The sequence below is a fragment of the Sphingobacterium shayense genome (genome assembly GCF_013179575.1).
In the GTDB taxonomy this organism is placed as follows: Bacteria; Bacteroidota; Bacteroidia; order Sphingobacteriales; family Sphingobacteriaceae; genus Sphingobacterium; species Sphingobacterium shayense.
The window spans coordinates 1-26,508 of the sequence record NZ_JABMCQ010000008.1 but is presented as its reverse complement, the minus strand read 5'-3'; the positions used below and the strand labels follow the sequence as shown (position 1 = coordinate 26,508).

Annotated in this window: 18 protein-coding genes and 1 tRNA gene; 17 read left to right on the top strand and 2 right to left on the bottom strand. The window is 42.7% G+C overall.

What is annotated here, in order from left to right:
- Positions 1–5: 5 nt before the first annotated feature.
- The 6 genes from uxaC to HP439_RS02190 all read left to right on the top strand — a co-directional run bounded on the left by uxaC (position 6) and on the right by HP439_RS02190 (position 7,374).
- Positions 6–1,406: a glucuronate isomerase gene (gene uxaC / locus HP439_RS02215; protein ID WP_172388715.1), complete on the top strand. Its 1,401-nt coding sequence runs from the start codon at positions 6–8 to the stop codon at positions 1,404–1,406.
- A gap of 5 nt (positions 1,407–1,411) precedes the next feature.
- A complete protein-coding gene (locus tag HP439_RS02210; RefSeq protein WP_172388714.1) occupies positions 1,412–2,443 on the top strand; it encodes a sugar kinase in 1,032 nt (343 codons plus the stop codon).
- Positions 2,436–3,083, top strand: coding sequence for a bifunctional 4-hydroxy-2-oxoglutarate aldolase/2-dehydro-3-deoxy-phosphogluconate aldolase (locus tag HP439_RS02205; protein WP_172388713.1), 648 nt, complete (start codon positions 2,436–2,438; stop codon positions 3,081–3,083). The genes HP439_RS02210 and HP439_RS02205 overlap by 8 nt, the downstream gene beginning before the upstream one ends.
- A 60-nt stretch (positions 3,084–3,143) precedes the next feature.
- Complete coding sequence (locus HP439_RS02200) at positions 3,144–4,580, top strand: MFS transporter (protein ID WP_172388712.1); 1,437 nt, start codon at positions 3,144–3,146, stop codon at positions 4,578–4,580.
- 41 nt (positions 4,581–4,621) lie between these two features.
- The gene (locus HP439_RS02195; protein ID WP_172388711.1) at positions 4,622–6,241 is read left to right on the top strand and encodes an NADP-dependent glyceraldehyde-3-phosphate dehydrogenase; all 1,620 of its coding nucleotides are present in this window, start codon (positions 4,622–4,624) and stop codon (positions 6,239–6,241) included.
- A 113-nt stretch (positions 6,242–6,354) separates the two neighbouring features.
- Complete coding sequence (locus HP439_RS02190; RefSeq protein WP_172388710.1) at positions 6,355–7,374, top strand: LacI family DNA-binding transcriptional regulator; 1,020 nt, start codon at positions 6,355–6,357, stop codon at positions 7,372–7,374.
- Between the two features lie 85 nt (positions 7,375–7,459).
- Here the strand turns inward: HP439_RS02190 and HP439_RS02185 are convergent, their stop codons facing one another.
- Positions 7,460–8,638 (bottom strand): MFS transporter, encoded by a 1,179-nt coding sequence (locus HP439_RS02185; RefSeq protein ID WP_172388709.1) that lies wholly within the window; start codon positions 8,636–8,638, stop codon positions 7,460–7,462.
- 94 nt (positions 8,639–8,732) lie between these two features.
- Between HP439_RS02185 and HP439_RS02180 the strand changes: the two genes are divergently transcribed.
- The 5 genes from HP439_RS02180 to folE all read left to right on the top strand — a co-directional run bounded on the left by HP439_RS02180 (position 8,733) and on the right by folE (position 12,336).
- On the top strand, positions 8,733–9,674 hold the full coding sequence (locus tag HP439_RS02180; RefSeq protein ID WP_172388708.1) for a glycoside hydrolase family 43 protein: 942 nt from the start codon (positions 8,733–8,735) through the stop codon (positions 9,672–9,674).
- Positions 9,675–9,767: 93 nt separating this feature from the next.
- A tRNA-Lys gene (locus HP439_RS02175) sits at positions 9,768–9,840 on the top strand.
- Between the two features lie 797 nt (positions 9,841–10,637).
- Positions 10,638–11,018, top strand: a complete 381-nt coding sequence (locus HP439_RS02170; protein ID WP_172388707.1) for a hypothetical protein — start codon at positions 10,638–10,640, stop codon at positions 11,016–11,018.
- A 2-nt stretch (positions 11,019–11,020) separates the two neighbouring features.
- Positions 11,021–11,689, top strand: coding sequence for a sigma-70 family RNA polymerase sigma factor (locus HP439_RS02165; RefSeq protein WP_172388706.1), 669 nt, complete (start codon positions 11,021–11,023; stop codon positions 11,687–11,689).
- Between the two features lie 2 nt (positions 11,690–11,691).
- Complete coding sequence (folE, locus tag HP439_RS02160) at positions 11,692–12,336, top strand: GTP cyclohydrolase I FolE (protein WP_172388705.1); 645 nt, start codon at positions 11,692–11,694, stop codon at positions 12,334–12,336.
- Between the two features lie 40 nt (positions 12,337–12,376).
- Here folE and HP439_RS02155 read toward each other — a convergent pair whose 3' ends face one another.
- Positions 12,377–13,855, bottom strand: a complete 1,479-nt coding sequence (locus tag HP439_RS02155) for a sulfatase family protein (RefSeq protein ID WP_172388704.1) — start codon at positions 13,853–13,855, stop codon at positions 12,377–12,379.
- Positions 13,856–14,310: 455 nt separating this feature from the next.
- On the opposite strand from HP439_RS02155, the gene HP439_RS02150 reads away from it, so the two are divergent.
- The 6 genes from HP439_RS02150 to HP439_RS02125 all read left to right on the top strand — a co-directional run.
- On the top strand, positions 14,311–14,904 hold the full coding sequence (locus tag HP439_RS02150) for an RNA polymerase sigma-70 factor (RefSeq protein WP_172388703.1): 594 nt from the start codon (positions 14,311–14,313) through the stop codon (positions 14,902–14,904).
- A gap of 54 nt (positions 14,905–14,958) precedes the next feature.
- Complete coding sequence (locus HP439_RS02145) at positions 14,959–16,065, top strand: FecR family protein (protein WP_172388702.1); 1,107 nt, start codon at positions 14,959–14,961, stop codon at positions 16,063–16,065.
- 174 nt (positions 16,066–16,239) lie between these two features.
- Positions 16,240–19,710 carry a TonB-dependent receptor gene (locus tag HP439_RS02140; protein ID WP_216657744.1) on the top strand — a complete coding sequence of 1,157 codons (3,471 nt, stop codon included), beginning with the start codon at positions 16,240–16,242 and terminating at the stop codon, positions 19,708–19,710.
- Positions 19,711–19,733: 23 nt separating this feature from the next.
- Complete coding sequence (locus tag HP439_RS02135) at positions 19,734–21,401, top strand: RagB/SusD family nutrient uptake outer membrane protein (RefSeq protein WP_172388701.1); 1,668 nt, start codon at positions 19,734–19,736, stop codon at positions 21,399–21,401.
- A 222-nt stretch (positions 21,402–21,623) separates the two neighbouring features.
- Positions 21,624–24,425 (top strand): NPCBM/NEW2 domain-containing protein, encoded by a 2,802-nt coding sequence (locus HP439_RS02130; protein WP_172388700.1) that lies wholly within the window; start codon positions 21,624–21,626, stop codon positions 24,423–24,425.
- Positions 24,426–24,583: 158 nt separating this feature from the next.
- Positions 24,584–26,508 (top strand): GDSL-type esterase/lipase family protein (locus HP439_RS02125; RefSeq protein ID WP_172388699.1); only part of this gene is annotated, 1,925 nt, incomplete at its 3' end.

The following is a 26,508-nucleotide window of genomic DNA, read 5'->3' as shown; positions in this document are numbered from 1 at the left end:
AAGACATGAAGAATTTTCTAGACGATAATTTTCTATTAAATAGTAAAACGGCACAGGATCTGTACAATCAGTATGCAAAGAATCAGCCGATCATTGACTATCATAACCATTTAATTCCAGAGCAAATCGCTAACAACAGTCGATTTGAGAATATCACCCAAGTGTGGCTCAATGGTGATCATTATAAATGGAGAGCAATGCGCGCGAATGGTGTAGATGAAAAATACATAACGGGAGACGCCACTGACAAGGAGAAATTTTTGAAATGGGCAGAAACGGTCCCTTATACGATGCGCAATCCGCTTTACCACTGGACGCACTTGGAGCTGCAGCGTTACTTTGGTATCACCGAGCTTCTTTCGCCTGAAACAGCAGAAAAGATATATGATCAGACAGCAGAGCTTCTTGCAACACCAGAGTATTCGGTGCGCGGACTTCTTAAAAGAATGAATGTCGAGGTTGTCTGTACGACCGATGATCCCATAGATTCCCTTGAATATCATCAGCAGTTCGCTCGAGAAGACGAAAGCTTCAAAATGCTCCCTGCATTCCGTCCTGATAAAGCGATGAATGCAGATGACATACCGGCGCTTAATGCCTATATTTCCAAGCTGGAGAAGGTAGCAGGCAGCAATATTGAAACCTATGAGGGGTACCTCGCGGCTCTAAAAGCACGTCATGATTTTTTTGCAGAAAATGGATGTTCAGTCTCGGATCATGGGCTAGAGCAAATATATGCGGAGGACTATACGCAGGACGAAATCGCGCAGGTATTCCAAAAGATCCGGAGCGGCGACCAGATTACCTATACAGAGAACCTAAAATTTAAATCGGCAATGCTCATCGCCTTTGCGCGTTGGGATCACGAAAAAGGTTGGGTGCAACAGTTCCACCTTGGCGCACTGCGTAACAACAACGAACGCATGCTTCGTATAAACGGCCCCGACACGGGATATGATTCTATTGGGGATTTCAGCCAAGCGCGCAGTTTATCCAAATTTTTAAATAAATTAGATAGTACGGACCAGCTAGCGAAGACGATCCTTTACAATTTGAACCCTGCAGATAATGAACTTATTGCTACCATGATCGGAAACTTCAATGACGGCAAAATAAAAGGAAAAATACAATTTGGATCAGCATGGTGGTTTTTGGATCAGAAAGACGGTATGACTAAACAAATAAATGCGCTGTCGAATATGGGATTAATTAGTGGTTTAGTAGGGATGCTTACAGATTCACGAAGTTTTCTATCATTCCCACGTCATGAGTATTTTCGCCGCTTACTCTGTGATATCTTCGGGGAGGATGTGCAAAAAGGTGAATTGCCAAACGATCTGGAATGGATTGGAAAAATTATTAGCGATATAAGTTATCATAACGCTAAAAATTACTTCAACTTTTAACAGTGATGGGTGGTGCAAAAATTTTGAATTTCGGTGAGATTCTTTTGCGGATCTCGCCAGATACAAGTTCCAATTGGGTTGAAAGTGGTGTTCTCCCTTTCTATGTGGGTGGCGCAGAGCTCAATGTTGCCACAGCCCTTTCAAAATGGGGTCTGCCTAGTGCGTATAGTTCGGCTATGCCCGATAACGCTATATGTCATGATATAGCTTCGAATTTGCAAGATAAAGGGATTGATGTTTCGCGTATGCACTGGTCCGGGGATCGACTTGGAATTTACTACTTGCCAAAAGGTAAAGATGTAAAAAATGCAGGAGTGGTATACGATCGCGCAGGATCATCCTTTGCAACGTTATCGGCTGAAGACATCAATTGGGACGTCTTGCTTGATGGCATAGAATGGTTTCATTTCTCCGCGATATGTCCTGCAATAAATCAGAACGTCGCGGATATGTGCTTGGAAGCTCTTAAACAAGCTAAGGCGCGCAACATTCGTATTTCATTGGATCTCAATTATAGAGCTAAGCTTTGGAAATATGGTAAAACGCCGATAGAGGTTATGCCTGTCCTTGCTGCATACTGTGATCTGATCATGGGTAATATTTGGGCTGCGAATTTGATGTTAGGGACAGACTTGGATGAGCAGTTTCTAGAGGTTAAAGATGAATATCCAAAGCAAGCTCTCTTGGAACAGGCCAAACGTACAAGCATCGAGCTACAGCAGCGTTTTGAAAACTGCAAATATGTGGCAAATACTTTTCGTTTTGACTATGCTCAAACAGGGATAAAATATTTTACTACCCTTAAGGCACAGGACAGTCTTTTGGTTTCAAATGAGTACCTTTCAAAATCTATAGTAGATAAAGTCGGTAGTGGAGATTGCTTTATGGCAGGATTGATCTACGGATTTTATCAAGGGAGAGATCCTAATTATACGCTCGAATTTGCGACCGCAGCGGCCTATGATAAACTATTTATTGCCAGCGATGCAACGTCCAGTTCGGTGTCGGAAATAGAAAAAAGAATACAACATGACTAAAAGAAACGAAGTATTAGAAGCTATACAGCATCAAGGGATGCTCCCTCTTTTTTACCACGCTCAGGCGCAGGAAAGCGTTGCTATTGTGCAGAACTTGTACGCAAGTGGGATCCGCGTGTTTGAATTCACTAATCGCGGTGAAGAGGCTCTAGACGTGTTTAAAGCTCTTATTGCGGCACGTAATAAAAATATGCCGGGCCTCTATTTGGGTATAGGTACTATCAAAACCGAGCAGCAAGCGCGTGATTTTATTAATGTCGGAGCTGATTTCATCGTCGCTCCGACGGTTAATACCCAGGTCGGAGAACTCGCCCATCAGGCCGGCCTTTTATGGGTGCCTGGTTGTATGACCCCTACAGAAATTGCTCTTGCCCAGCAAGCGGGAGCGGGACTTATCAAGCTCTTTCCGGCCAATATTCTAGGCCCTGGATTTCTGACGGCCATTCGTGAGCTTTTTAAGGGGCAGCTGTTCATGCCCACAGGAGGTGTTGATTTAGAGATCGAGAATCTTTCTGCTTGGTTCAAAGCGGGGGTATTTGCCGTAGGAATGGGAAGCAAACTGATTAACCCTAAAGATACGAATGGACTGACAGAGAGAACAAAGGAGGCACTAGATCTGGTCCAACAGGCAAGGAGCTAGTTCTTGCCTCAACCTACCTAACTCATGATAACTATTATTTGAACCTTATAAACTATACCAATGACTAATGTTAAAAAGGGCAATTACAGATGGTCGATCTGTATGCTTCTGTTTTTTGCGACCACAATAAACTATATGGACCGACAGGTTCTCTCGCTAACATGGAAAGATTTCATAAGTCCAGAATTCCACTGGACCAATAGTGATTATGGTCTTATAACCGCATTGTTTTCTATTTTCTACGCGGTAAGTATGCTTTTTGCTGGTCGCTTAGTTGACTGGTTGGATACAAAAAAAGGATTTTTATGGGCCATAGGCGTATGGTCTATCGGAGCGGTTCTACACGCTTTTTGTGGTATTGCAACCTCAGGGATTGTTGCTGGAGAATGGTTTGTCGGCTTCCATGGAGCGAAAGAAGCTATCGCAACAGTGAACGATGTCAGCCGCGTGATTAATGTGAGTGTTGTCCTTTTCATCTTCGCCAGGTTTGTGCTAGCTGTAGGAGAGGCAGGGAATTTTCCGGCCGCAATAAAAGCTACTGCTGAATATTTTCCCAAGAAAGATCGTGCTCTTTCAACAAGTATTTTTAATGCTGGCGCTACAGTGGGAGCGTTAGCGGCGCCGTTAACAATTCCTGTGATAGCTGAGACGTGGGGATGGGAAATGTCGTTTATTATCATCGGTGCGTTAGGCTTCGTATGGATGGGATTTTGGAATTTTATGTATAGAAAGCCACACGAACATCCAAAAGTCAATAAAGCGGAGCTCGAATATATTATGCAGGACAATGACCACGAGCCTGAGCCAGCCGCTGGTCAAAAGGCGAAAAAAGTGTCCCTCCGCGGTGCATTTAAATACAAACAGACTTGGGCTTTCGCTTTTGGTAAGTTTATGACAGACGGTGTTTGGTGGTTCTTTCTTTTCTGGATGCCAGCCTATTTGTCGTCTGTCTACGATATAAAATCTTCCGATACCGAAGGGCAGCTTGCGATTTTTGTACTCTATCTAATCACCCTACTCTCAATTATTGGAGGATGGTTACCAACATACTTCGTGGAGAAAAAAGGATTAGACCCCTACCAAGGTCGTATGCGATCCATGTTGATCTTCGCTTTTATTCCGCTCATTGTTTTAGTGGCTCAGCCATTAGGGCACATCAGCTACTGGGTTCCAGTACTGTTAATCGGTTTCGCAGCGGCAGCCCACCAAGCATGGTCTGCAAACATCTTCTCGACTGTGGGGGACATGTTTCCGCGAAGAATGATTGCTACGGTAACCGGAATTGGTGGGCTTGCAGGCGGTGTCGGCTCTACTTTTATCAATTACGGATCAGGATTGCTTTTTGACCATGCAGGGCAAACGCAAATGAAGTTTATGGGATTTCAAGGGGAAGAGGCCGGTTATTTTATCGTATTCTCTTTCTGTGCGGTAGCATATCTAATAGCGTGGTTTGTGATGAAGTCTCTAGTACCACGGATGGAGATGATTAAAGACTAACAGAATGACTAATTTTTATCACCCTATATTTTAAAACAAAAATGGAAGTAGATTTAGAGCGGATATTCTACCGGGAAGAAGACATCCCGGAGGAATATGCCCTGCTGGAGCAGATTGACCAGCGTGAGTTCCTTTCCAACGGCGAGATGTTGCCGTGGTCAGGCCAGGTTAGCGAAGTGTTCTCACCAGTATGTGTGAAGACAAAAGACGGACTACAGCGAAAGCGCATTGGAAGCTACCCGGTCTGTACCGAAAAAGAATCGATGGAAGCGCTAGATGCCGCTGTGAATGCCTACGACAATGGTCGTGGCGTCTGGCCGACAATGAGTGTGGCTGACAGAATAGCTTGCGTGGAAGAGTTCACACAGAAGATGATTGAGAAGAAAGACATCGTTGTCAAGCTTATCATGTGGGAAATAGGAAAATCGTTTTCTGATTCTATAAAGGAGTTTGATCGTACTGTCGAATATATCTATGCAACTATTGATGCGCTTAAGGATATTGACCGTGATTCTTCGCGTTTTCAGATAGAGCAAGGGATCATTGCGCAGATTCGCCGTTCACCTCTAGGTGTGGTACTCTGTATGGGCCCATTCAACTATCCGTTGAATGAAACTTTTACCACGCTAATTCCTGCGCTAATAATGGGGAACACACTTCTTTTCAAACCGCCTAAACACGGTACATTATTGCATTACCCCCTTCTCGAAGCCTTCCGTAGCAGCTTTCCAAAAGGAGTAGTCAATACTATTTATGGAAGGGGAAATAAAATTGTTCCGCAACTGATGCAGTCTGGAAAGATCAACGTTCTTACTTTGATCGGGTCAAGCCGAGTTGCAGACTCATTAAAGAAATTACATCCAAAAGTTAATAGACTGCGCGCAATTTTAGGGCTAGATGCCAAAAATGCGGCGATCATCTCTAAGGATGCAGACATAGATCTAGCTGTCTCCGAGACGGTTCTGGGTTCGCTTTCTTTTAATGGGCAGCGTTGTACGGCTTTAAAGATTGTCTACGTCCACCGCAGTATCGCGCAAGAGTTCTTAAAGCGTTTAAGCGCTGAAGTAGCTAAGTTGAAATACGGAATGCCTTGGGAAAAGGGGGTTGCGCTTACGCCTGTACCGGAACCCAATAAACCAGCCTATTTAACGGAGTGCCTCGAAGATGCGAAGAAATATGGTGCAAAAGTTGTCAATGAAAATGGTGGCAAAACATTAGAATCCTTCTTCTATCCGGCCATCGTTTATCCGGTGAATTCTCAAATGAAACTCTATCGGGAAGAACAATTTGGTCCTGTAATTCCGGTCGTACCGTTTGATGATTTAGAGGAACCTATTGAATATTTAATAGAGTCCTCACATGGACAGCAGGTGAGTATTTTCAGTAACAATGCCGCTGTAATATCGTCGCTTATCGATCCGCTGGTAAATCAAGTGAGCCGCGTGAATGTAAATAGTCAATGTCAACGGGGACCCGATACATTTCCTTTCACAGGGCGTAAAGACAGTGCTGAAGGCACCCTCTCGGTAGTTGATGCACTGCGTTCATTCTCTATTCGGTCGTTAGTGGCAACAAAAAATAGTGAAAGCAACAAGAAATTACTGAACGAGATCGTTGGTGATCACAGTTCAAATTTCTTAAGCACAAAATACATCTTTTAGTTACATAGTTAGGTGCAGGGGTCGGTTGCTGGCCGCCCCTGTTCTTTTCTTAATATAAGCCTTCCTTCGCTTTCTTGTGTTTTTTTAGGTATAATTATCTATTTTTACCTAATATGGCTTTCGAAAACTATACCATTAAAGATATTGCAAAGGCACTGAACCTATCGACTTCGACAGTTTCTCGGGCCCTACGCGATAGCTATGAAATTAGCGCTGAGACCAAGAAATTGGTAATGGACTATGCGCAAAAGATCAATTATCGTGCTAATCCTATAGCTAGAAGTCTTAAGGAACGCAAAAGCAATAGTATAGGTATCATTGTAACCGAGATCGCCAATAACTTCTTCTCACAGGTTATTGATGGTATAGAATCTGTCGCATATAGCAAAGATTATCAGGTAGTGATTTCTCAGACTCATGAATCGGCCGAGCGCGAAAAACTTAATGTAGAGCACCTTTTCTCCCGTTCGACGGATGGTCTATTGATGGCTATGTCTGCAGAAACCGCAGACGTATCCTATTTGAAAAAGCTCATGGATCGGGGATTCCCTATCGTGTTTTTTGACCGCGTACCCAACGGAATATCTTCCCATAAGGTCATTGCCGATAATAGGCAAGGTGGATTCGAAGCGGTTAATTATCTAGCCTCACAAGGGAACAAAAAAATCGCTCATTTGACAGGTATACATAGTCTATCTATAACTTCGGAACGTTTAGAGGGGTTCAAGAAAGGGCTTCAGGCCAATAATTTACCCTTTTATCCAGAGCTGGTAAAATATTGTGCATACGGGGGGCTACATCAAGATGAGATTGAAAGAGCAGTGTCTGAACTTTCTGAGCAGAGTTACGATGCTATTTTTATCTCGGGGGATAAATTAACCACCGGTTACTTGCAGGCAATAAAGGAACGCCTGGATATAGATGTTCAAAAAATTACAGTAGCTGGTTTCACCAATTCCAAGGTGTTCAATATCTTCTCTCCCTCAATTACGGCGATAAAGCAGCCCGCATTCGAAATGGGTAAGCGGGCCGCCGAACTACTTATAGCACAAATTGAATCTAAATATCCTGTAGAAGACTTCCAAACAGTTGTTCTCCCTACCATGCTTATTAAAAACAAAGGGACTGTTTGATCGTTATTGACACATACCTTTTTTGCTATTTGTTGGACGAATTTGTGAGCCCGATGAATGATAATATCAAGTAATTTAAGCCAGATTATTCGTTATTGAATGCTTTCAGTCGTGTTGTTAGAACTAACATTAATAGTCCGAAGAACGCGAATACTCCGAATGAGTAACGAAGGCTGAATAGCTCCGCGATATAACCAATCAATGGAGGTCCCATGAGAAACCCTAAATAACTTACGCTAGATACCATCGCAAGCGCTACACCGGACGATATTGTTTTATGTTTGCCGGCGACTGAATATACAGAAGGGATATTACAGGCCACACCTATCCCCACGAGCATAAAAGCCAAAGTGCAGAGGATTAAACTCGGAAAGAGTACTGCGGTCATCATTCCTACAAACATGAGAACACCACTTATTTGAAGCGTCCTTTTGCGACCAATCCGACCGATAACTGCGTCGCCAGCAAATCTACCGAGTGCCATCATGACCATGAATGAAGCGTATCCTATCGTGGTAAGAGTTGCGGGCGCTTTAACGATATCATGGAAATATACTCCACTCCAATCGAACATTGCACCCTCGGTGGCCATGCTACAAAATCCGATTACCCCCAGCGATACCAATAACTTATCTGGTTTAAAAGAAAAAGATTTCTTTTCTGTACTGGAGGAATTGTCTCCCACTAAATAGTTTTTATTGATGAATATATTGGCAAAAATAAGGACGGAAACAATAAGGAAGTGCAACGATGTAGAGATATCTAAATTCAACGTTAAAAGGCCGATCAATGCCCCTGTGAAGCCCGCGATACTCCAAGATCCGTGAAAGGAGGACATAATAGATTTCTTATATACACCTTCCGCTAGAACACCTTGAGTATTTACTGATATATTACAAATATTTCCAATAATACCGAATAAAAGCAGGCAAAGGCCCAGCTGCCACGCATTGTTTGCAAAAGCGATAGAACATAGTACCATTATATATGCGGCGACACCAAAGGGTAGAATTCGGTCGCTGCCATATTTACTAACAAGCTTTCCTGAAATTGGCATCGTAATAAGCTGACCGACAGGGAGCATCAATAGGATTGTTCCAAGTTGAGCATCAGAAAGTTGAAGGGATTCTTTGATGATCGGAATTCGACTGGCCCAACTTGCGAAAGCGAGCCCTTGCCCGAAGTAAAAGAGAGAAACGGCAATTCGAATGCGCGTTTTGTTGTCGTAATTTGCTCCGAGAAGAGCGGTGTCTGGAGTTTCCATTTCTGCCGGTGTTTGAAAGCAAAATTACACCAAATTTTGAATAAAAAATCGTAAACTTGTAAAACATCGTTAATCAGCTAAGCTTACTCCTAATATGAAAAATATCTTGTGCTCGATACTCCTATTTCTTTGTGGATTTCCCGCCGTCTTTGCACAAAATGATAGCATATATATGTTTTCCTACTTCGTAGGGAATGGAGAAGACGGGTTACATCTATTGTATAGCAAGGATGGATTCAAGTGGGAATCAATTAAAAGGAGCCCCTCTTTTCTCACCCCGGCACTGAGCCCCGATAAATTGATGCGCGATCCTTGTATTATCCGCGGGAAGGATAATAAATTTCATATGGTCTGGACGGTCAGCTGGACGCAAAAAGGAATCGGCTACGCCAGCTCAAGCAATCTAGTAGACTGGTCTGATCAGCTCTATATTCCCGTTATGGAGCACGAAGCCGACGCACGTAATACTTGGGCTCCAGAAATCACTTATGACCCAGTAAACGAAGAGTACATGATATATTGGGCAACGACGATAGAAGGATTATATCCAGAAACGCAGGTTCAAGAAGATAATCGCTACAATCACCGAATGTATTATGTTACTACAAAAGATTTTAGCACTTTTTCTGATACAAAGCTTCTATATGAGCCAGGGTTCAATTGCATTGATGCTACGATTAAGCCCAACGGTAATAAGTGGGTCATGTTTATTAAAGACGAAACGCGGGTTCCTGCTCAGAAAAATATTAAGATCGCCTATGCCGATAAGCTTACAGGGCCTTATTCTCAAGCAGGAGAACCAATAACCGGTGATTATTGGGCAGAAGGACCTACAGTTTGGAAAATAGACGACTATTGGACCGTCTATTTTGATAGATATACTGATAATCGATTTGGCGTTATACGTTCCAAAGATCTTCACACTTGGGAGGATGTATCCAGCAAATTAGCATTTCCCGATGGTCTTCGACATGGTACTATTTTTCGAGTTTCTAATGAGGAATTGGCAAATGTGTTAAAACAGGAAATCCGTTAAGGGGTTTGAATATCAATCAATACGATTAAGTGACGAAAAAAAGTCGAAAAAACTGTTGATAATTGTTTTGATTGACCTTACATTTGTCACAATGACTTCGTAGCTCAGTTGGTAGAGCAACAGACTCTTAATCTGTGGGTCCTGAGTTCGAGCCTCAGCGGGGTCACTTTCTAAAAAAGCCGTTTACACTTGCGTAAAACGGCTTTTACATTCCTTAGGGTTGTTTAGGAACTTCGCTGTTTTGCATGATTTTTTTATATCTCACGTAAAACCGGTCCAAATACGGCACACAGAGATTTTGCGTGTTAATGAAAATGATTACGGCAACCGTAAGCGCAAAGGTTTATGAACACCAAAAAAAGACAGATGGAACCTACAATGTTAAAATTTTGGTATATCACAAAGGAGAAAAAAATTATAGAAACACCTCACTTCCTTTCCTTAAAGTAATATAAAACGATTATATGAGAACTACTCTAGATATAAGGGTCTGTTCGATCGAAATCCCAACAGGGTTTTGAGTTTATCTAAAAAAGGAGCATCATTAGAATTTTTGGATAAACGATTAATAGTAATTAGTGAATATCTAAAACAGATTGAATGTTTTTTTTCGATTTATGTTATCATGTCTTCTATAGTTTTATCCAGTTGGTTACTAGATCTTTCCGGTGAGGTATATCACATTAGCGAGGAAAGCGAAAGATTTATATAACAGCATAAAAATAATCGTTCTATCGTTTGAGCGTGTAAGAGTTGGCTTAATTTAGGTAGGAAGTCATTTTTATTCAACGCCTACTAGCGAGCCATTTGTATTTAATCTCAATGAGGATGTGTTAAATCTATTATTTATTCGGAATATGAATACAAGTCCGATTAAATGAGCCTTGCCTCGAAAAAAAATCTTGGTGTAACCTTTTGGATCATCGCTTACCCTAACCTAGTATAGACGATAATTATAATATTATGAAAAATACACCAGATCAAACTCAAAAACAGATATTTACGCTACTAAAGTATACTTTTGTCGTTGTGCCTATTGTGGCAGGTGCAGATAAGTTTACTAATGTGCTGACCGACTGGCAGCAATATCTCAGTCCAGAAATGGTTGAACTCCTACCGTTATCTAGGCAGGCCTTTATGATGATTGTAGGGATCATTGAAATAGTAGCAGGAATTGTAGTGTTTAAAAATTCCTATATTGGTGGATATATCGTTGCCGTTTGGCTTGCCTCGATTGCGTTGGCATTATTTGTTAATTTCCACTACGTCGATGTCGCTGTTCGCGATATGGTTATGTCAATTTCAGCTTTCTCAATGGCGAGATTGTCCAAAACAATAAAATAGTAATGCAACACGACGACCAATTAACTGAAACAGAAATCATCAACCGTATTTTGGCGGGCGAAAAAGTGCTATACGAGCTTATTGTAAGGCGATTCAATTTTTGCCTATATAAGGTGGGTCGATCCTATCGCTTCAACCATGAGGACACTCAAGACCTGATGCAGGACACCTACGTCGATGCTTTCAAGGGCTTATCCCAATTTGAGCAACGGTCAAATTTTAAAACTTGGATCATCCGTATTATGCTTAATAACTGTTATCGCAAAAAGAAAAAATACAGTTATAAAAATGAACAGCCCCAGGAAAGTATTAATGAAAATTTACGTCCCATGTTTAATAATTCCGACAATGATGCTAATAAGCCGATTCATAGTCACGAACTAGGTTTCGTTATTGAAAAATCCGTAGAAAGGCTACCTGAAAATTACCGCATAGTTTTCTCGTTACGAGAAATAAATGGTCTTAATGTGTCCGAAACAGCGGAGATTCTCAACATCAGCGAAGGCAACGTTAAAGTACGGCTCAATAGAGCCAAATCTACGTTACGAAAGGAGCTGGAAAAAGCATATTCAGCATCTGATCTGTACGAATTCAATTTGATTTATTGCGATGCAATGGTCGATCGCGTGATGAAAAAAATAATTGGACACCGAACTAATTACGCTTTATAACGATGGCAGATGATTTCAATAATACATTAATGGATTCTGTTACAGATACGCCTTTGCACGATGGCGCATTTGATCTTACCGAACAGGAAAAAATTGAAAAAATAGCGGGACTTTTTGGTGAAATCATGTCGACACTAGGACTAGACTTGACCGATGACAGCCTGAGGAACACTCCGCTCCGCGTTGCAAAAATGTATGTCAACGAGGCTTTCAGTGGGTTGGATATAAGGAACAAACCAACAATCAGCCTTTTTGACAACCGGTACTGCTACGACGAGATGCTTGTGGAAAAAAATATTACTCTTTATTCATACTGTGAGCACCACTTTGTCCCGATAATAGGCAAAGTACATGTAGCCTATATCCCTCATAGTGCCGTAATTGGTCTATCGAAGATCAATAGATTAGTACAGTATTATGCTAAAAGACCACAAGTACAGGAACGATTAACAGTACAGATCGCTAATGAGCTGAAGGATGCATTGGGGCATGAGGATGTCGCCGTGTGGATAGAGGCGGATCATCTTTGTGTGGCATCCCGAGGAATTAAAGATACAAACAGCAGTACCATAACGCAAAGCTATTCGGGAGCGTTTAAACATAGATATGTCCAGCAGAAATTTCTGACGCAGATTAATAGTCGCTAAAATAAATCCTTTTTGGGCTGATTATCTCTGACGGATATAGCTACCGTTTTTTTATGCTCTCTAGAAGTTTGCTCATTTGTATTACCCTTGGAGACTCGGAAGGCGCCAAGTTTACGCTTTCCGAAAAATCCTTTTCCAAGTTAAACAGCTGTTCCTCTTGCTGTCGAAATTCCGGAATGTACTTCCAACCATTTTGGATGAGTGCTAAATTTCCATATCCTTCTAGGACAAGTGTTTCTCTTCCGTTTGAGGACTTTCCTAAAAGCGCTTGTAATATATTTTTGCTATCGTAAGCTTCACCGTCAGGTATTTTTTGACCTAGTAGAGCCGCGAAACTTGCAATAAGATCAATCTGGCAGATCATTGCTTCCGATTCGCCGGGGTCGATTTTACCTGGCCAAGTTATAATAAATGGGACCCTAGTGCCTCCTTCGTAGATATCTGTCTTCCATCCTCGGAGCCCCCCAGCTGGGGTATGTGTGCCGTTAAGTTCTTTAGCTTGATCTGCGTAGCCGTCGTCTAGCACTGGGCCGTTATCGCTACTTAGAATGATCATCGTGTTTTTATCTAAACCGAGTTCTGTTAGTTGCTTCATTAGCTCGCCCACAATCCAGTCGAGCTCTAAAATTGCGTCGCCACGATATCCTAAAGTACTTTTACCTTTAAAAATAGTGGACGGGACACGAGGCACATGGATCTGATGAGGTGCGAAAAATAGGAAAAATGGTTCTTTTTCATTTTGCATGATAAAATGCTGCGCTTTGGACAGGAATGCCGAGCCCAGCTCTTCATCGGTCCAACGGCTTAGTTTTCCTCCGGCCATATACCCGATACGGCCAATACCATTGACTATAGTTTGGTTATGGCCGACCGACGATCGTAGTTTAAGCAATTCGGGATTTTCCTTTCCTGTAGGCTCAAGCCCGACTTTTTTCCTGTAGCTTACCTGCAAAGGATCATTTTTGTCCAACCCCAATACACGGCCGTTCTCCATGAATACCGTCGGAACACGGTCTGCCGTCGCGGGAAAGATAAATGAATAATCAAATCCTACTTCGTTAGGGCCAGGGCGAATCTCTTTGTTCCAATTTTTTTCTATTTCGTCCCCAAGCCCTAAATGCCATTTACCCACAACAGCTGTTTGGTATCCTGCATTCTTAAATATTTTAGGCAGTGAAATGCTATCGGGAGGAATAATAAGAGCGGCGTCTCCAGGTAAGATTCCATGTCCTTTTTCACGCCACGGGTATATTCCTGTCATAAGCGCAAAGCGGGACGGGGTACATGTTGCAGATGTTGAATACCCTCGTTTAAATTTTATGCCGTTAACAGCCAGTTTGTCAATATTTGGTGTACTGATCGCTTTTGCACCATAGCAGCTTAGATCACCATACCCTAGATCATCGACGTAAATCATGACAACATTTGGCCTTTTTTGTGATGGCTGCGCATAGAGCTCCGTGAACAGAGCGACGAAGATGAAATGAAGTATAGCTACAAAATAGAATTGGTGTTTCATTACAAAAAGATAGGACTTATACATTGGAAACTCTTTCCGTTCTTAAAGGTATATAAATAGAATTTACCTGCAAATAGCTCATTGCTGATCAATCGTTTGCTTAAATTTTCTGTTGCAGAAATTCGCTATTATTTTTTGGTTATGGGTCGGAAAGCGTTAAGGATTTAAATATCTCAACCTGGCCAACGTTTTTCGGAAACGCAGTCTCGGGTAAAGCCATCATCCAAAAAAGTTACGAAAAAAGTTACGAAAAAAGAAGGCAGGTTAGCGTAACTAAACCATAATTGATACTTATCTACCCGATACGACAAAGAGTTTTTCCAATAGTTATTTTTAACCTGTTTATTTGTAGTGTTTTACGTATAATCGGTTTCAAGATATAGCTCTTCTTATGATTAATTTTCTCAATATTGTATTTGTCGAACTATACTTTGTTTAGTAATATTGTCTGCTAGATGACCATATATGATCCGCCAGAGATTGATGAGAAAGTACTGTTACAGGAGCTGCAACAGGGAAGCATAATCGCCTTCGAGGCATTTTATACAAGATATTATGCGCTGCTTTACTTACATGCCGCGCAAAAGGTGCGCGATCGGGAAGTTGCAAAAGATATCGTTCACGATCTATTCACTACTATCTGGCAAAAGCGCGAACATCTAAATATCCAGGGAAAAATATCATCCTACCTATACGCCGCTATCCGCTACAGGATAATCGACTACCTTGCTAAGGAACAATCTAAAACGACGTTTTTGGAATCCCAATCTTTCGAACCGAGCTACAGACCTGCGGACACGGATCATCTGTTACGGGAAAAACTGCTCCAAGAGCAGATAGAGCATGTTTTAATGAAACTTTCACCCCGCGTGCGCGAAGTTTTCGAACTTAGCCGCAAACAATACCTTAGCCATAAAGAGATTGCCGCACAACTAAATCTTTCCGAGCATAGCGTTCGCGGTTACATTAAGGATGCTCTGCGCCTATTACGTATTAAACTTAGCGGTCTACTCTGGGTTATTTTTTTTCTTATTTGTAAGTTTTTATAGCCCCCCTGTCGTCGTGTTGTCCGTCTTATAGTTAAACAAACAAACAGACATAACATGACGAAACTAAATCATTACAAGGCACGAAGCCTCTTGCAGAAATATATTGATGGCAAGTGCTCTGAACAGGAAATAGCGCTGATAGAAGAATGGTACCTCTCACTTAACAAAGGCGTAAGTGATTTTCCGGATAAGGAGACTATTGCCGATTTTGTAGAGCTACAGAAAAAGCTGGAAAAGATTCCTGCTCAAAAAGCTAGATTTAAAGGCTATATTCCTGCGGCTGCTGCCGCTGTATTAACTGTTGTGACGCTTGCTGTATTATGGACTGTTAATACGAAAGAAGAAAATGAAATAGTACAGAACCCAGTTATAACCACAGATATTCTTCCGGGTACGGATAGAGCTCTTCTATCGATTGATGGACAGCCTACCATTGAACTCAACAATCAGAGAGAGGGATTGATCTCAAAGGGGACTGTTTTACGATATGCCGATGGCACAACTGTTGCCGAAGTGGAAAAAGAGAAAACTGTTACGCTTTCCACGCCTATTGCGGGACAGTTTAAGGTTACCCTACCTGACGGTACAAAAGCTTGGCTAAATGCAGTTTCCTCTATAAGTTATCCTACAGTTTTCCACGGCGCGAAGCGAATCATTCGGGTTACGGGAGAAGTTTATCTCGAGGTAGCAGAGGACGCACAGAAGCCTTTTGTTGTGGAAAGTGATAACCAACAGATCGAGGTATTAGGGACAAGTTTTAACATTGACGCGTATCGTGATAACGGTGAAACATTTATCACGTTAGCATCAGGCAGTCTCCGCGTGAAGAACACGATATCTGCTAACGAGGCCATACTTCGTCCCGGACAGCAGGCGATAATTGGAGATAGTGAGTTTATACAAGTAAGAAAGGCTAGTGTCGAAGATATCTCTTCTTGGAAAGATGGCTTATATATACTCAACGAAGAGCGCCTCAGTCAATACGCACGCAAGATAGAGCGATGGTATGATGTTCAAATGGATATGGGAACACATGGAGAACGTCGTCTGTCGGCTATTGTTCCTAGAGATGCGAAGTTATCGGAAGTCCTACAGGCAATTGAACTTAAGACGGAAATAAAGTTCATAAGAAAAGGAAGGAGGATAGTTGCTATGAATTAAAATGTACTCCCGAATTTGGCACGACGACTTGCTTTCGAGAGTTGTGACCCGTTAATTAACCAAAACTTATAAACCCACCAATACTCGTCAAGATCTATGCCGACCAATCTTGGAAGCCAGACCGTCGATATCGTGACCGTATTGTTTATGAACTAGAAAATGAAAAGAAAACATATGAGATACCATAACAAGTATCTGAACGCTAACCAGGGATATTTGGGAATAAAACTGACCATTGCCCTATTTTTTACATCTATAATGATTTCAATGGGTAACGTGCTGGCTCAGCGTATTAACCTGGAAAGGGATCGCGCCCAATTGAAGAATTTGTTGATAGAAATCAGTAAACAATCGGGTTACACATTCATTTATGATGATGCCGACTTGAAAAACATTATGCCGATCTCTATCAACGTTCGCAACAAAAGTGTGCCTGAAGCGCTAGAGGAACTACTATCTTCTCGACCATTAAACTACGAAATAAAAGGCCGATCCATAGCCATTACTCGACGGAACTCGTCTCAATTGCCACTTAAAAAAGTGCAAACTGGAATAAATCAATCTCGCACGGTTCATGGTAGCGTGAGCGATATAAACGGACAACCGCTTTCCGGAATCAGCGTTTTAATAAAAGGAAGCACGAAAGGAACAAGCACCGATATAAAGGGAGAATTCTCGCTGGAAATACCAAACGAAAATTCGATAATCGTATTTAGCTCAGTTGGATATAAACCATTAGAATCTTCTGTAAAAGGGAAAACAGAGGTAAACGTGATCCTTCAGGCACTTAGTAGCGATCTGGACGAAGTGGTCGTGGTTGGTTACGGTACGCAGAAGAAGGTCAACCTAACTGGAGCCGTATCCACTGTAAGCGCAAAGCGTCTTGCCGATCGTCCTATTAGTAACCTAGGGCAAGGCTTGCAAGGACTTGTACCAAATCTTAATATATCTTCGGCGAACGGCAAAGCAGGAACAGGTTCGTCTTTTAATATTAGGGGTACAGGTTCCATAAACGGGGGTACCGCAGCGCCTCTGGTTTTAGTCGACGGCGTGCAACGCGATCCTAACTCGATAGATCCCTCCGATGTAGAGAGCGTTACGGTACTGAAAGATGCGGCAGCGGCAGCTATATATGGAGGCAGGGCAGCCTATGGCGTAATACTAATCCAAACAAAGAATCCGAAGAGTCAGACTCCCCAGATCAATTACTCAGGGGAATTTACAGTATCTCGACCGACGAAGATGGCAGAATATATTAATTCCATCGATTATATACGCATGCATCGTGAAGCTAATCGAAATGGGCAAGACGGGGGAATTACGGCAAGTGAGGGCTTTACTGAAGAAGATTCGATACGCGCTGCGGCGTACTTTTTCGATCCGGTCAATAACTTACCAGTATACATAGATCCCGCTAACCCTGCTAAGTATCGTTATGTCGGCAATACCGACTGGATTAAGGAGCAATACCCCGGGTGGGAGCCTATGCAGCGGCATAACTTATCTTTACAAGGGGGACGTGGGGCGACTTCAGTTATAGCCTCGCTGGGTTACTTGCAGCAAAAGGGTCTATTTAAAGAAGCCGGGCAGAAATACCAACGTTTAAATCCATCAATGAAAGTAAACTCGGATGTTACTGAGTGGCTGACCTTAACCGGAAATTTTGCGATGACGCACATAAGCGACAGAGAAGCTGCTGGCGTAGTGACAGGAGGCACGTCATCAGGGTGGATTTCTGGGGATTTACGACCTATTATGCCAATCAGGCATCCGGATGGCAATTTTTCGGGACAAGGGAGTTTTACCAACCCGTTTGCGGTCGCTGCGAACAATGGAAAGCGGAAGCGTTATTCCAACGATATTTGGCTAACTGGAGGGGTAAAGATAAAGCCATTAAAGAATCTCTCCATCGATGCAGATTATACCTGGAATGCTTACAACAATTTTGGGCAGAGTCATCAGATTCCCTTTAAAGAATACGGCGTAGACGGTATCCTACTGGGTACTTTTCCTTGGACAAGCCCGGCATCGGTGTCGGAAACTATAGATAATCATAATTATTTTGCTCTAAACGCTTTTGCGACCTATGAAAACACCTTTGCAGCAAAGCATTATTTTAAAGCAATGCTAGGTGTGAACCGGGAAAGCAGTAAATATAAGCGGTTAGGGGTATTCGCAAACAATCTAGTGGATCCAACGAAACCTGCTATCAATTTGAACAACGACCCGAGGCCGCTTATATCTGGGGCAGAAAACGAATGGGCATTACTAGGGACGGTTTTTAGGCTTAACTATATATTTAACAATAAGTACTTGGTAGAAGTAAATGGCCGTTATGATGGTTCATCCCGTTTTTACCCAGAAAAAAGGACTGTATTTACACCTTCTGTGTCCGTAGGTTGGAGATTATCTGAGGAAAAGTTTATGGAAGGGATTAAAAATGTTGTCAATGATTTGAAAATTAGGGGATCATACGGGGAGTTACCAAATCAAGGATTTAATAAAGATGCGTTATACTCGGTATCGAATTTTTATCCATATCTGGCTACCTTGCCGGTTACCAATAGTACTGGTTATATTTTCGGTAATCAGACAGGCGTCAGTGTTGGTGCGCCGGGGTTAGTTAGTAATGACTTCACTTGGGAGAAATCGGCTACAACAAACTTTGGATTAGACTTTGCCTTGCTTAATAATCGGCTGACAGGCAGTTTTGACGTATATGAAAGACGGACAAGGGATATGCTTATAACTGGCGCACCCCTTCCTGCTGTACTGGGCACTGCGGCACCAAATCAAAATGCTGGTACCTTGATTACCAAAGGATGGGAACTCAGCTTAGGTTGGAATGATCGTATAGGGGAAGATCTTTCTTATGATATCCTTTTGTCCCTGTCGGATAATCATGCGAAACTTACAAAATATCCGATGAATACAACTAAGTTATTCAACGACTGGTACCAAGGAAAATTGGACGGTGAGATATGGGGATTCCAGACGCAAAGTTTATTCCAGAGCCAGGAAGAGGTCGACGCAGCACCAGACCAGTCAAAGGTCTGGGGTGGTAGCTGGCGTCCTGGCGATGTCCGCTATGTTGATCTTAATGGCGACGGGACAATTGATTTTGGGAATAATACAGTTAGTAATCCGGGGGATAGAAAGATCATCGGGAACACTACACCACGGTATTCTTTCGGGATGAACTTTGGACTAAATTACAAGGGATTCGATTTTACCATGTTTTTGCAGGGGGTCGGAAAAAGAGACACATGGATTAGCAATAGTGCGTTTTGGGGCTTCACCAGTGAGTGGAACGTACCATTTGTTTATGCAAAGGATTATTGGACACCTGACAACCGCGATGCCTATTTTCCTCGTTTACGGTTTGGGAACGGAGGTAACTCACAAATGCAAACGGGGTATTTACAGAACGCTGCCTATTTGAGGGTTAAGCAATTGACATTGGGTTATTCGTTGCCAGAAGTATGGACGGAAAAGGTTAAACTAGGTCGCGTGCGGGCATATATATCAGGCCAGAATCTTCTGACTTTTACCAAATTATTTGACGCTTTTGATCCGGAAATTTTCAATTTTCAAGATGCACCACAGGCTAGATCCGTTGCCTTTGGATTACAGCTTGGCTTTTAACTGAAGACTTAATGATTTACAACATGAAAAATTTAAAAACAATTGTAACAATTGGCTCGATGATATTCTTGGCTGCCTGCAATAAAGACAGTTACTTGGACAGGTTACCGCTTTCGTCTATTTCAGAACCTACTTTTTTCAAGAATGAGACGGATTTAGCGCTCTATGCAAATGAGTTCTACACTTCTTTACCTGCGCAAAACTTCATTCAGGATAATCAATCAGACGACAAAGTCCCCAATGGAATAAACGCTTTTTTGGCTGGGCAATACGTGATTCCTGGCAATGATTCGGAGAATTATAACTGGACAAATATCCGGAAGGTCAATTATTTTTTACAGCGGTATAACAACGCGGACGTCGCCGCGGAGATAAAAAATCAATATGCCGGAGAGGTACGGTTCTTTCGTGCTATGTTTTATTGGACATTGTCTAAGCGGTATGGTGACGTAGCTTGGTACAGCAAAGACCTTACAGAACAAAGCGAAGAGCTTTATGCCCCCCGGACCCCACGTAATATAGTTATGGACTCTATATTGGCAGATTTGAATTTTGCTGTCGAAAACATTCCCGAGGACGTTTCAACCGGAAGGTTACATAAGTACGCTGCGGCAGCGTTAAAAGCGCGAATTTGTTTATGGGAAGGGACAAGAAGGAAATATTTTGATGTTGAAGGCAGTGAAGAGTACTTGCGTGAAGCCCTTAGCGCAGCCCAATTGATCATGAATGCAGGCAAGTATTCGCTTTATTCCACGGGGGAGCCGGCGATAGACTATTATAATCTATTTATACAACAGGAGCTTAATGGAAATCCTGAATCCATACTGGGTCGGAGGTATCTACAAAGTATTTTAATGAATAACATAAGCCGTACATTGGGTGAATCCGGGACTGGGTATAGCAAAGATTTTGTTCAGAATTACCTGTGTAGTGATGGCTTACCTACAGCCCTTAGCCCTCGTTACAAAGGAGAAGATACTCCCGAAAATGAATTCGCCGAACGCGACCCAAGGGCGAAACAGACCATCGCAACAAAAGGATTCATTTTACTGCAAAATAGCGACGGTTCTAGGGATATTATTGATCTCCCGCGAATCGGAACGTCGAGTGCGAATACGGGATATCAGTTAATAAAAGGGCGTAGCTCCGATCCAAATATGTGGCAGGCAAATCAGTCTACATTAGACTTTTTTATTTTTCGGTATGCAGAAATATTGTTGATATATGCTGAGGCGAAAGCGGAACTTGGTGAGGCTGTTCAAAGTGATATCGATAACAGTATCAATTTGTTAAGGAAAAGGGCTGGTATGCCTAATCTGGTTGTATCGACTCTTAGAAGAGATCCTAATTCTTCGTTCCCGAACGTACCAGTACTCATTGATGAGATTCGGAGAGAACGAAGAGTGGAGCTGGCCGATGAGGGATTTAGGTTTGATGATCTGTTGCGCTGGAAAGCCGGAGAGCGGATCGAACGTCCGGAAACCATTCTAGGCATGAAGCTGACACCAGCACTACGAGCTAGATATCCGGAGGCACAGGTCAACGGGATAGTTGTTAATAGCGATTCATATATTCGTGTTTATACCGGTCTACAAAAAAGAACATGGGACGACAAAATGTACCTGTATCCGATCCCGTTGGAAGAGGTTGCTTTAAACCCGAAATTGGGCCAGAATCCAGGATGGAAATAGATATAAGACTTTTAACATATTGTTGAAGTGAAAATTGTTTTGGATAATCTTCTGCGGCTAGGCATGATACGCTATGCCGGTCGCGGGAGGTCGTCTACCGCTTGTTTAGGTAATATGAAGTAAGAGTGCAAACGATGCTATATTCCGTTTCATGCGGGCAATGGGTTTGAGCTATTTGATTATAGACGCCGTTTGTTATAAATAAAACCAAAAATAATATTGATGAATCTTTTTATTGTAACTGTCCTGTGCATGCTATTTTCGTTTTCAGGAACAGCACAAGTTGTAAGTAAACTCACAACGTTGGACCTATCCAAAGCGTGGCAGGAATATGGGAAACCTCAATCTGGAAGGACTGTGGCAGGGGAAATCGCGTATGTTCGCTCCCTACCTTTTAATGAAGTTTTAGGCGTTCACGCAAAAAGCGTTATCAAATTGCGACTTTCGGGCAACCCCACAAGGTTCACGGCCAAGGTGGGTATTGCAGACGCGAATGTAAACCTAGGAAATGACGAATTGGAAATAATTCCGATGGTCGACGGTACAAAAATAGCCTTTAAATCCCAACAGGGGCATAAGCAATTTGTAGGTATTATCGGCAAGGATGGTAAAATTGATAAAGGATCTGCTCGTTTTTTGATCAAGGTCGATGGAAAAGAAGTTTTTAACAGTGGCATCGTGCGGCAAGGAGAAAATCCACGATTAGTGGATATTTCACTCAAAGGCATAAAGTTCCTTGAGTTAATAGTAGAACCCACAACAGATGGCGCCAGCGGAGACAACAGTTTGTGGATAGCTCCGGTGGTTTTTGGTGGGCATGCGGAGGTAGTAGACGTTGGGGAACAGTCGGACGGCAGGGCAATGTCTGCGGATGTTTTGAAGAGGCTTAAGAGCAAGATAGCGGAGCTACCAATAATGAGCGATTTGCGGTCCTCACGTACCAAATTCGACTGGCTGATTGATCCCGAGAGGTCGGCATCTCAAATTTACGCTTCGGATGACGGCAAAGATATCATCCTCGCCAATAGTATGGTTGCTCGTAAGTTCCGAATATTTCCTAATCTATCGACAGTTGAGTTGACGAACCGTATGTTGGGCGAGGAGATGATTCGAGCAGCGAGTAGCGAAGGGAGTATTGTTATTGACGGGAAAAAATGGCAAATCGGAGGACTAACTGGGCAGCAGGAACGGGGATACCTAATGTCAGAATGGTTAGATGGAATGTCTACTCTCGCTGAATCGTTTTTGATAGAGGATTTCGAGGTACGGCCCATGACGGAGCGGATTGAGTGGAGCCGTCGAAGATGGGCACTCAACAAAAATTCCGCCTCTGGTAAAGAATTAGTATTTACGCTACGAGGGGACAGAGAGCTGAAAGATGTGTATGTTAAATTGATATTCGGGATTTACGACCATATTCCCGTAATCAGCAAGCGGATGGAGGTCATAAACAAAGGATCACGTCCATTCACCGTCGACGCTTTTCAATTGGAGTATTTGGCGTTTGCCGAACGTGAATCTCCAGTCGGGGGCGACCCGACCTCTTTTTTGTTGCCAAATATCCACATAGAAAGCGATTTTGCAGCGGGAGGAGGATTTACAGAAAAAGAAACGGATATCACAGAAAAATGGGTTATGGATACTGCCTACACCTCGCAGCGGAACTATCTGCTCCAGACGCCCTGCATACTGGAGGTATCGCCAGAAAATGGACCAAGTTATACGGTAGAACCGGAACAGGTGTTTAAATCATTTGGAGTGTACGAGATGCCTTTTGATAGCGATGACAGAGAGAGGAAAGGTCTGTTCACACGGCGAATGTACCGTGCGATTGCACCGTGGACAACAGAGAATCCGATTTTTATGCATCTCACGTCTACAGATCCAGATGTCGTGCGTCGGGCAATTGACCAGTGTGATTCTACAGGCTACGAAATGATCATTCTTAGTTTCGGCTCAGGACTGAATGCAGAGGATACGTCAGCGGCCAATATTGCTAAATATAAAGCGTATGTGGATTACGCCAGAAGTAAGGGAATAGATATGGGCTGCTACTCTTTGTTGGCCAGCAGGTGGATAAGCGAAGATATTGATATCATTAACCCCGAGACGGGTAAGCGTGGGGGGATGACATTCGGCAGTTCGCCCTGCTTGGCAAGTGCTTGGGGATATAGTTATTTTGAAAAGATTAAATATTTCTTCCAAAAGACCGGAATGATGTGTTTTGAACACGATGGTTCTTATCCTGGCGATTTTTGTGCTTCTACCTCACACGCTCACCACAAGGGGCTGGCGGACTCCCAGCAGGCACAGTTTCAGAAGATCACTGAATTATACCATTGGATGTCGGAGAACGGAATTTATATGAACGTCCCGGACTTTTATTTTTTAAACGGATCTAATAAAGTTGGTATTGGATACAGGGAAGTTAACTGGTCCTTGCCACGTGATCGCCAGATAATCCATGCGCGTCAACTCAACTATGATGGAACTTGGGACCGAATACCTTCATCACTGTGGAGCTTCGTGCCTCTTGTCGAATATCAAGGGGGAGGAAAACAAGCAACCCTCGAGCCACTGAGCGAGCATATCTATGAGTATGAAATGCACATGATGCAGAACTACGGAGCGGGCATACAAGCTTGTTATCGAGGCCCAAGGCTCTACGACAGTCCTGAAACAAAAGAGTTGGTAATTAATGTTATTCAATGGTATAAACGTTATCGAAATATTCTTAATAGTGACATCATTCATTTGCGAAAACCTGATGCAAAGGACTGGGACGGAATTATGCATGTCAATCCGCGTGAAAAGGAGAAGGCCTTAGCGATGTTCTTCAATCCCACAGCCCAAGATGTGGAACGCGAGATTCAACTGCCGCTTTACTACACGGGCCTTACAAAAACGGCAAATATCAGGGAGCAGGAAGGGGCATCCTCAACATACGAATTGGACAGAAATTTTAAAGTGACTCTGACTGTTAAGATTCCAGCCGGAGGTTACACATGGCTGGTGGTCGAATAAAGGGAAGCAATTTATTGTTCCCTAGTTACGTAACCGTTTTTAAAATTTGATCGGAACACATTCGTGAGGTATAGATTAGTTTCTACAACAGTAATAGTTTCCATAACAAGAATAAGTGCTGCTCTCTTGTAGTAGCAAGGAATAATTTTATATTTTAGATGATGAAAAGATCGGACCATTACAAAACAAAATTAATATTCTTCTGCCTGCTTTGCTTCTCTCTCTGCGCGAGTGCACAAAAGCTCCGCATAGCTTGCGTGGGTAACAGCATTACATTTGGTTCGGGAGTCGTAAATAGAGAAAAAAATAGTTATCCGGCACAGTTGCAACATATGCTTGGAGAAGATTATGAGGTGATAAATTTTGGGGTAAGCGGAACAACATTGCTCAAAAACGGCAACAAACCGTACTGGAAAACCAAGGCATACGAGGATGTATTGGGCAGCAATCCCGATATCGTTTTCATTAAATTGGGTACAAATGATAGCAAAGGGGAGAACCGTCCCTTCTACGACGAATTTAAAAAGAACTATATTGAACTTATAGAATCCTTCCAAAGGTTGCCTACCAAACCGAGAATCGTACTGTTGTTACCCTTACCGTCTTTTCTGAATGACAGCACGAGCATATACGATCCGGTGATTGTCAAAGACATCATTCCTCGCATAAAAGAAGTTGCCTATCGAACAAATAGCGAGATTATCGATCTTCATAGTCTCTTCATTGACGAGGCCGGGTTGCTACCGGATCTGGTGCATCCTTCGTCGCTGGGAGCAAGCGTAATTGCAAAAAGATTATACGAAGTTGTGCTGCTTAAGGGAAAAAGAGGTTTTGATGTGTTTTCAAAAATAAGAGAAGAAAAAAAGCTTTCTTCCTTTCATGGTTTTGAATGTGCAGACTTTGTTTTCAATAGCCGCAAATGCAAAATAGTAAAGCCAAAAAAGGTAGCGGAAGGCGCTCCTTGGATCTGGCGAGCCCGTTTTTGGGGCCACGAGCCACAGGCCGATCTAGCGCTGTTGGAAAGGGGTTTTCATTTGATGTATTGTGACGTGAGTGAGTTATATGGCAACAAAGAATCGATCGATTTATGGAACGGGTTTTATAGCTATATGCGAAAACTTGGTTTTGCAGAAAAGGTAACTTTGGAGGCAATGAGTCGCGGCGGCATATATGCATACAACTGGGCTCTGGATAATCCCGACAAGGTCGCTAGCGTGTATGCAGATGCTCCTGTGCTCGATTTGAAGAGTTGGCCAGGGGGAAAGGGAAAGAGCAAGGGAAGTGAATACGATTGGGACCTATTTAAAAAGAACTATAACCTCACCGAAAATCAGGCAAATCAATTTTCGGGTAGCCCGTTGGATAAAGCCATAACAATCGCAAAACTGGGATTTCCTATTTTACATGTCGTGGGCGACGCTGATAATGTGGTGCCAATTGATGAAAACACACTGCCTTTCGAGAAATATGTTAGAGAAAACGGAGGTAATATTACTGTCATCCATAAACCAAAAGTAAATCATCACCCACATAGCTTAGCTAACCCAACGCCCATTGTAGACTTTATCTTAAGGGCCGCAGGATACAAGACAAACTTCGCCGCCCTACCAATTCCGGGGAGTGAATATCGTTCTGGAGCAGGATGGACAGGGGGCACTGACTGGTGGCAGCAGCAATCCGACATTGATTCGTTGCTTACCGTAAGGAAGAAACTGGATATACTTTTCGTAGGTAATTCTATCACTCAGGGCATTGCCGGCCATCGGCCGAATGTTACCCATAAGCCAGGGAAGGCGGCCTTTGAAAAAGCTTTTTCGGACTACAGATGGGAATGCGCCGGAATATCCGGAGACCGTACACAGAATGTGCTTTGGCGCTTAAAAAATGGCCATTATACGGTGGCCGATCCTTTGGTAATTGTGGTAACAATAGGTGTTAATAATTTTGACAGGGATACACCCGAAGAAATCGCAACAGGAATAGGACGCATAGCTCAGTGGATTAGAGATTCGATGCCCCATACCAAACTTGTTTTACTAGGGCCATTGCCGGCGGGGATGACAGAAAATAGCGCTTACAGATT

What these genes read in the sequence shown, in the direction of transcription:
- uxaC (WP_172388715.1), top strand. Translation starts at nt 6, where the DNA reads ATGAAGAATTTTCTAGACGATAATTTTCTATTAAATAGTAAAACGGCA.
- HP439_RS02210 (WP_172388714.1), top strand. Translation starts at nt 1,412, where the DNA reads ATGGGTGGTGCAAAAATTTTGAATTTCGGTGAGATTCTTTTGCGGATC.
- HP439_RS02205 (WP_172388713.1), top strand. Translation starts at nt 2,436, where the DNA reads ATGACTAAAAGAAACGAAGTATTAGAAGCTATACAGCATCAAGGGATG.
- HP439_RS02200 (WP_172388712.1), top strand. Translation starts at nt 3,144, where the DNA reads ATGACTAATGTTAAAAAGGGCAATTACAGATGGTCGATCTGTATGCTT.
- HP439_RS02195 (WP_172388711.1), top strand. Translation starts at nt 4,622, where the DNA reads ATGGAAGTAGATTTAGAGCGGATATTCTACCGGGAAGAAGACATCCCG.
- HP439_RS02190 (WP_172388710.1), top strand. Translation starts at nt 6,355, where the DNA reads ATGGCTTTCGAAAACTATACCATTAAAGATATTGCAAAGGCACTGAAC.
- HP439_RS02185 (WP_172388709.1), bottom strand. Translation starts at nt 8,638, where the DNA reads ATGGAAACTCCAGACACCGCTCTTCTCGGAGCAAATTACGACAACAAA.
- HP439_RS02180 (WP_172388708.1), top strand. Translation starts at nt 8,733, where the DNA reads ATGAAAAATATCTTGTGCTCGATACTCCTATTTCTTTGTGGATTTCCC.
- HP439_RS02170 (WP_172388707.1), top strand. Translation starts at nt 10,638, where the DNA reads ATGAAAAATACACCAGATCAAACTCAAAAACAGATATTTACGCTACTA.
- HP439_RS02165 (WP_172388706.1), top strand. Translation starts at nt 11,021, where the DNA reads ATGCAACACGACGACCAATTAACTGAAACAGAAATCATCAACCGTATT.
- folE (WP_172388705.1), top strand. Translation starts at nt 11,692, where the DNA reads ATGGCAGATGATTTCAATAATACATTAATGGATTCTGTTACAGATACG.
- HP439_RS02155 (WP_172388704.1), bottom strand. Translation starts at nt 13,855, where the DNA reads ATGAAACACCAATTCTATTTTGTAGCTATACTTCATTTCATCTTCGTC.
- HP439_RS02150 (WP_172388703.1), top strand. Translation starts at nt 14,311, where the DNA reads ATGACCATATATGATCCGCCAGAGATTGATGAGAAAGTACTGTTACAG.
- HP439_RS02145 (WP_172388702.1), top strand. Translation starts at nt 14,959, where the DNA reads ATGACGAAACTAAATCATTACAAGGCACGAAGCCTCTTGCAGAAATAT.
- HP439_RS02140 (WP_216657744.1), top strand. Translation starts at nt 16,240, where the DNA reads ATGAGATACCATAACAAGTATCTGAACGCTAACCAGGGATATTTGGGA.
- HP439_RS02135 (WP_172388701.1), top strand. Translation starts at nt 19,734, where the DNA reads ATGAAAAATTTAAAAACAATTGTAACAATTGGCTCGATGATATTCTTG.
- HP439_RS02130 (WP_172388700.1), top strand. Translation starts at nt 21,624, where the DNA reads ATGAATCTTTTTATTGTAACTGTCCTGTGCATGCTATTTTCGTTTTCA.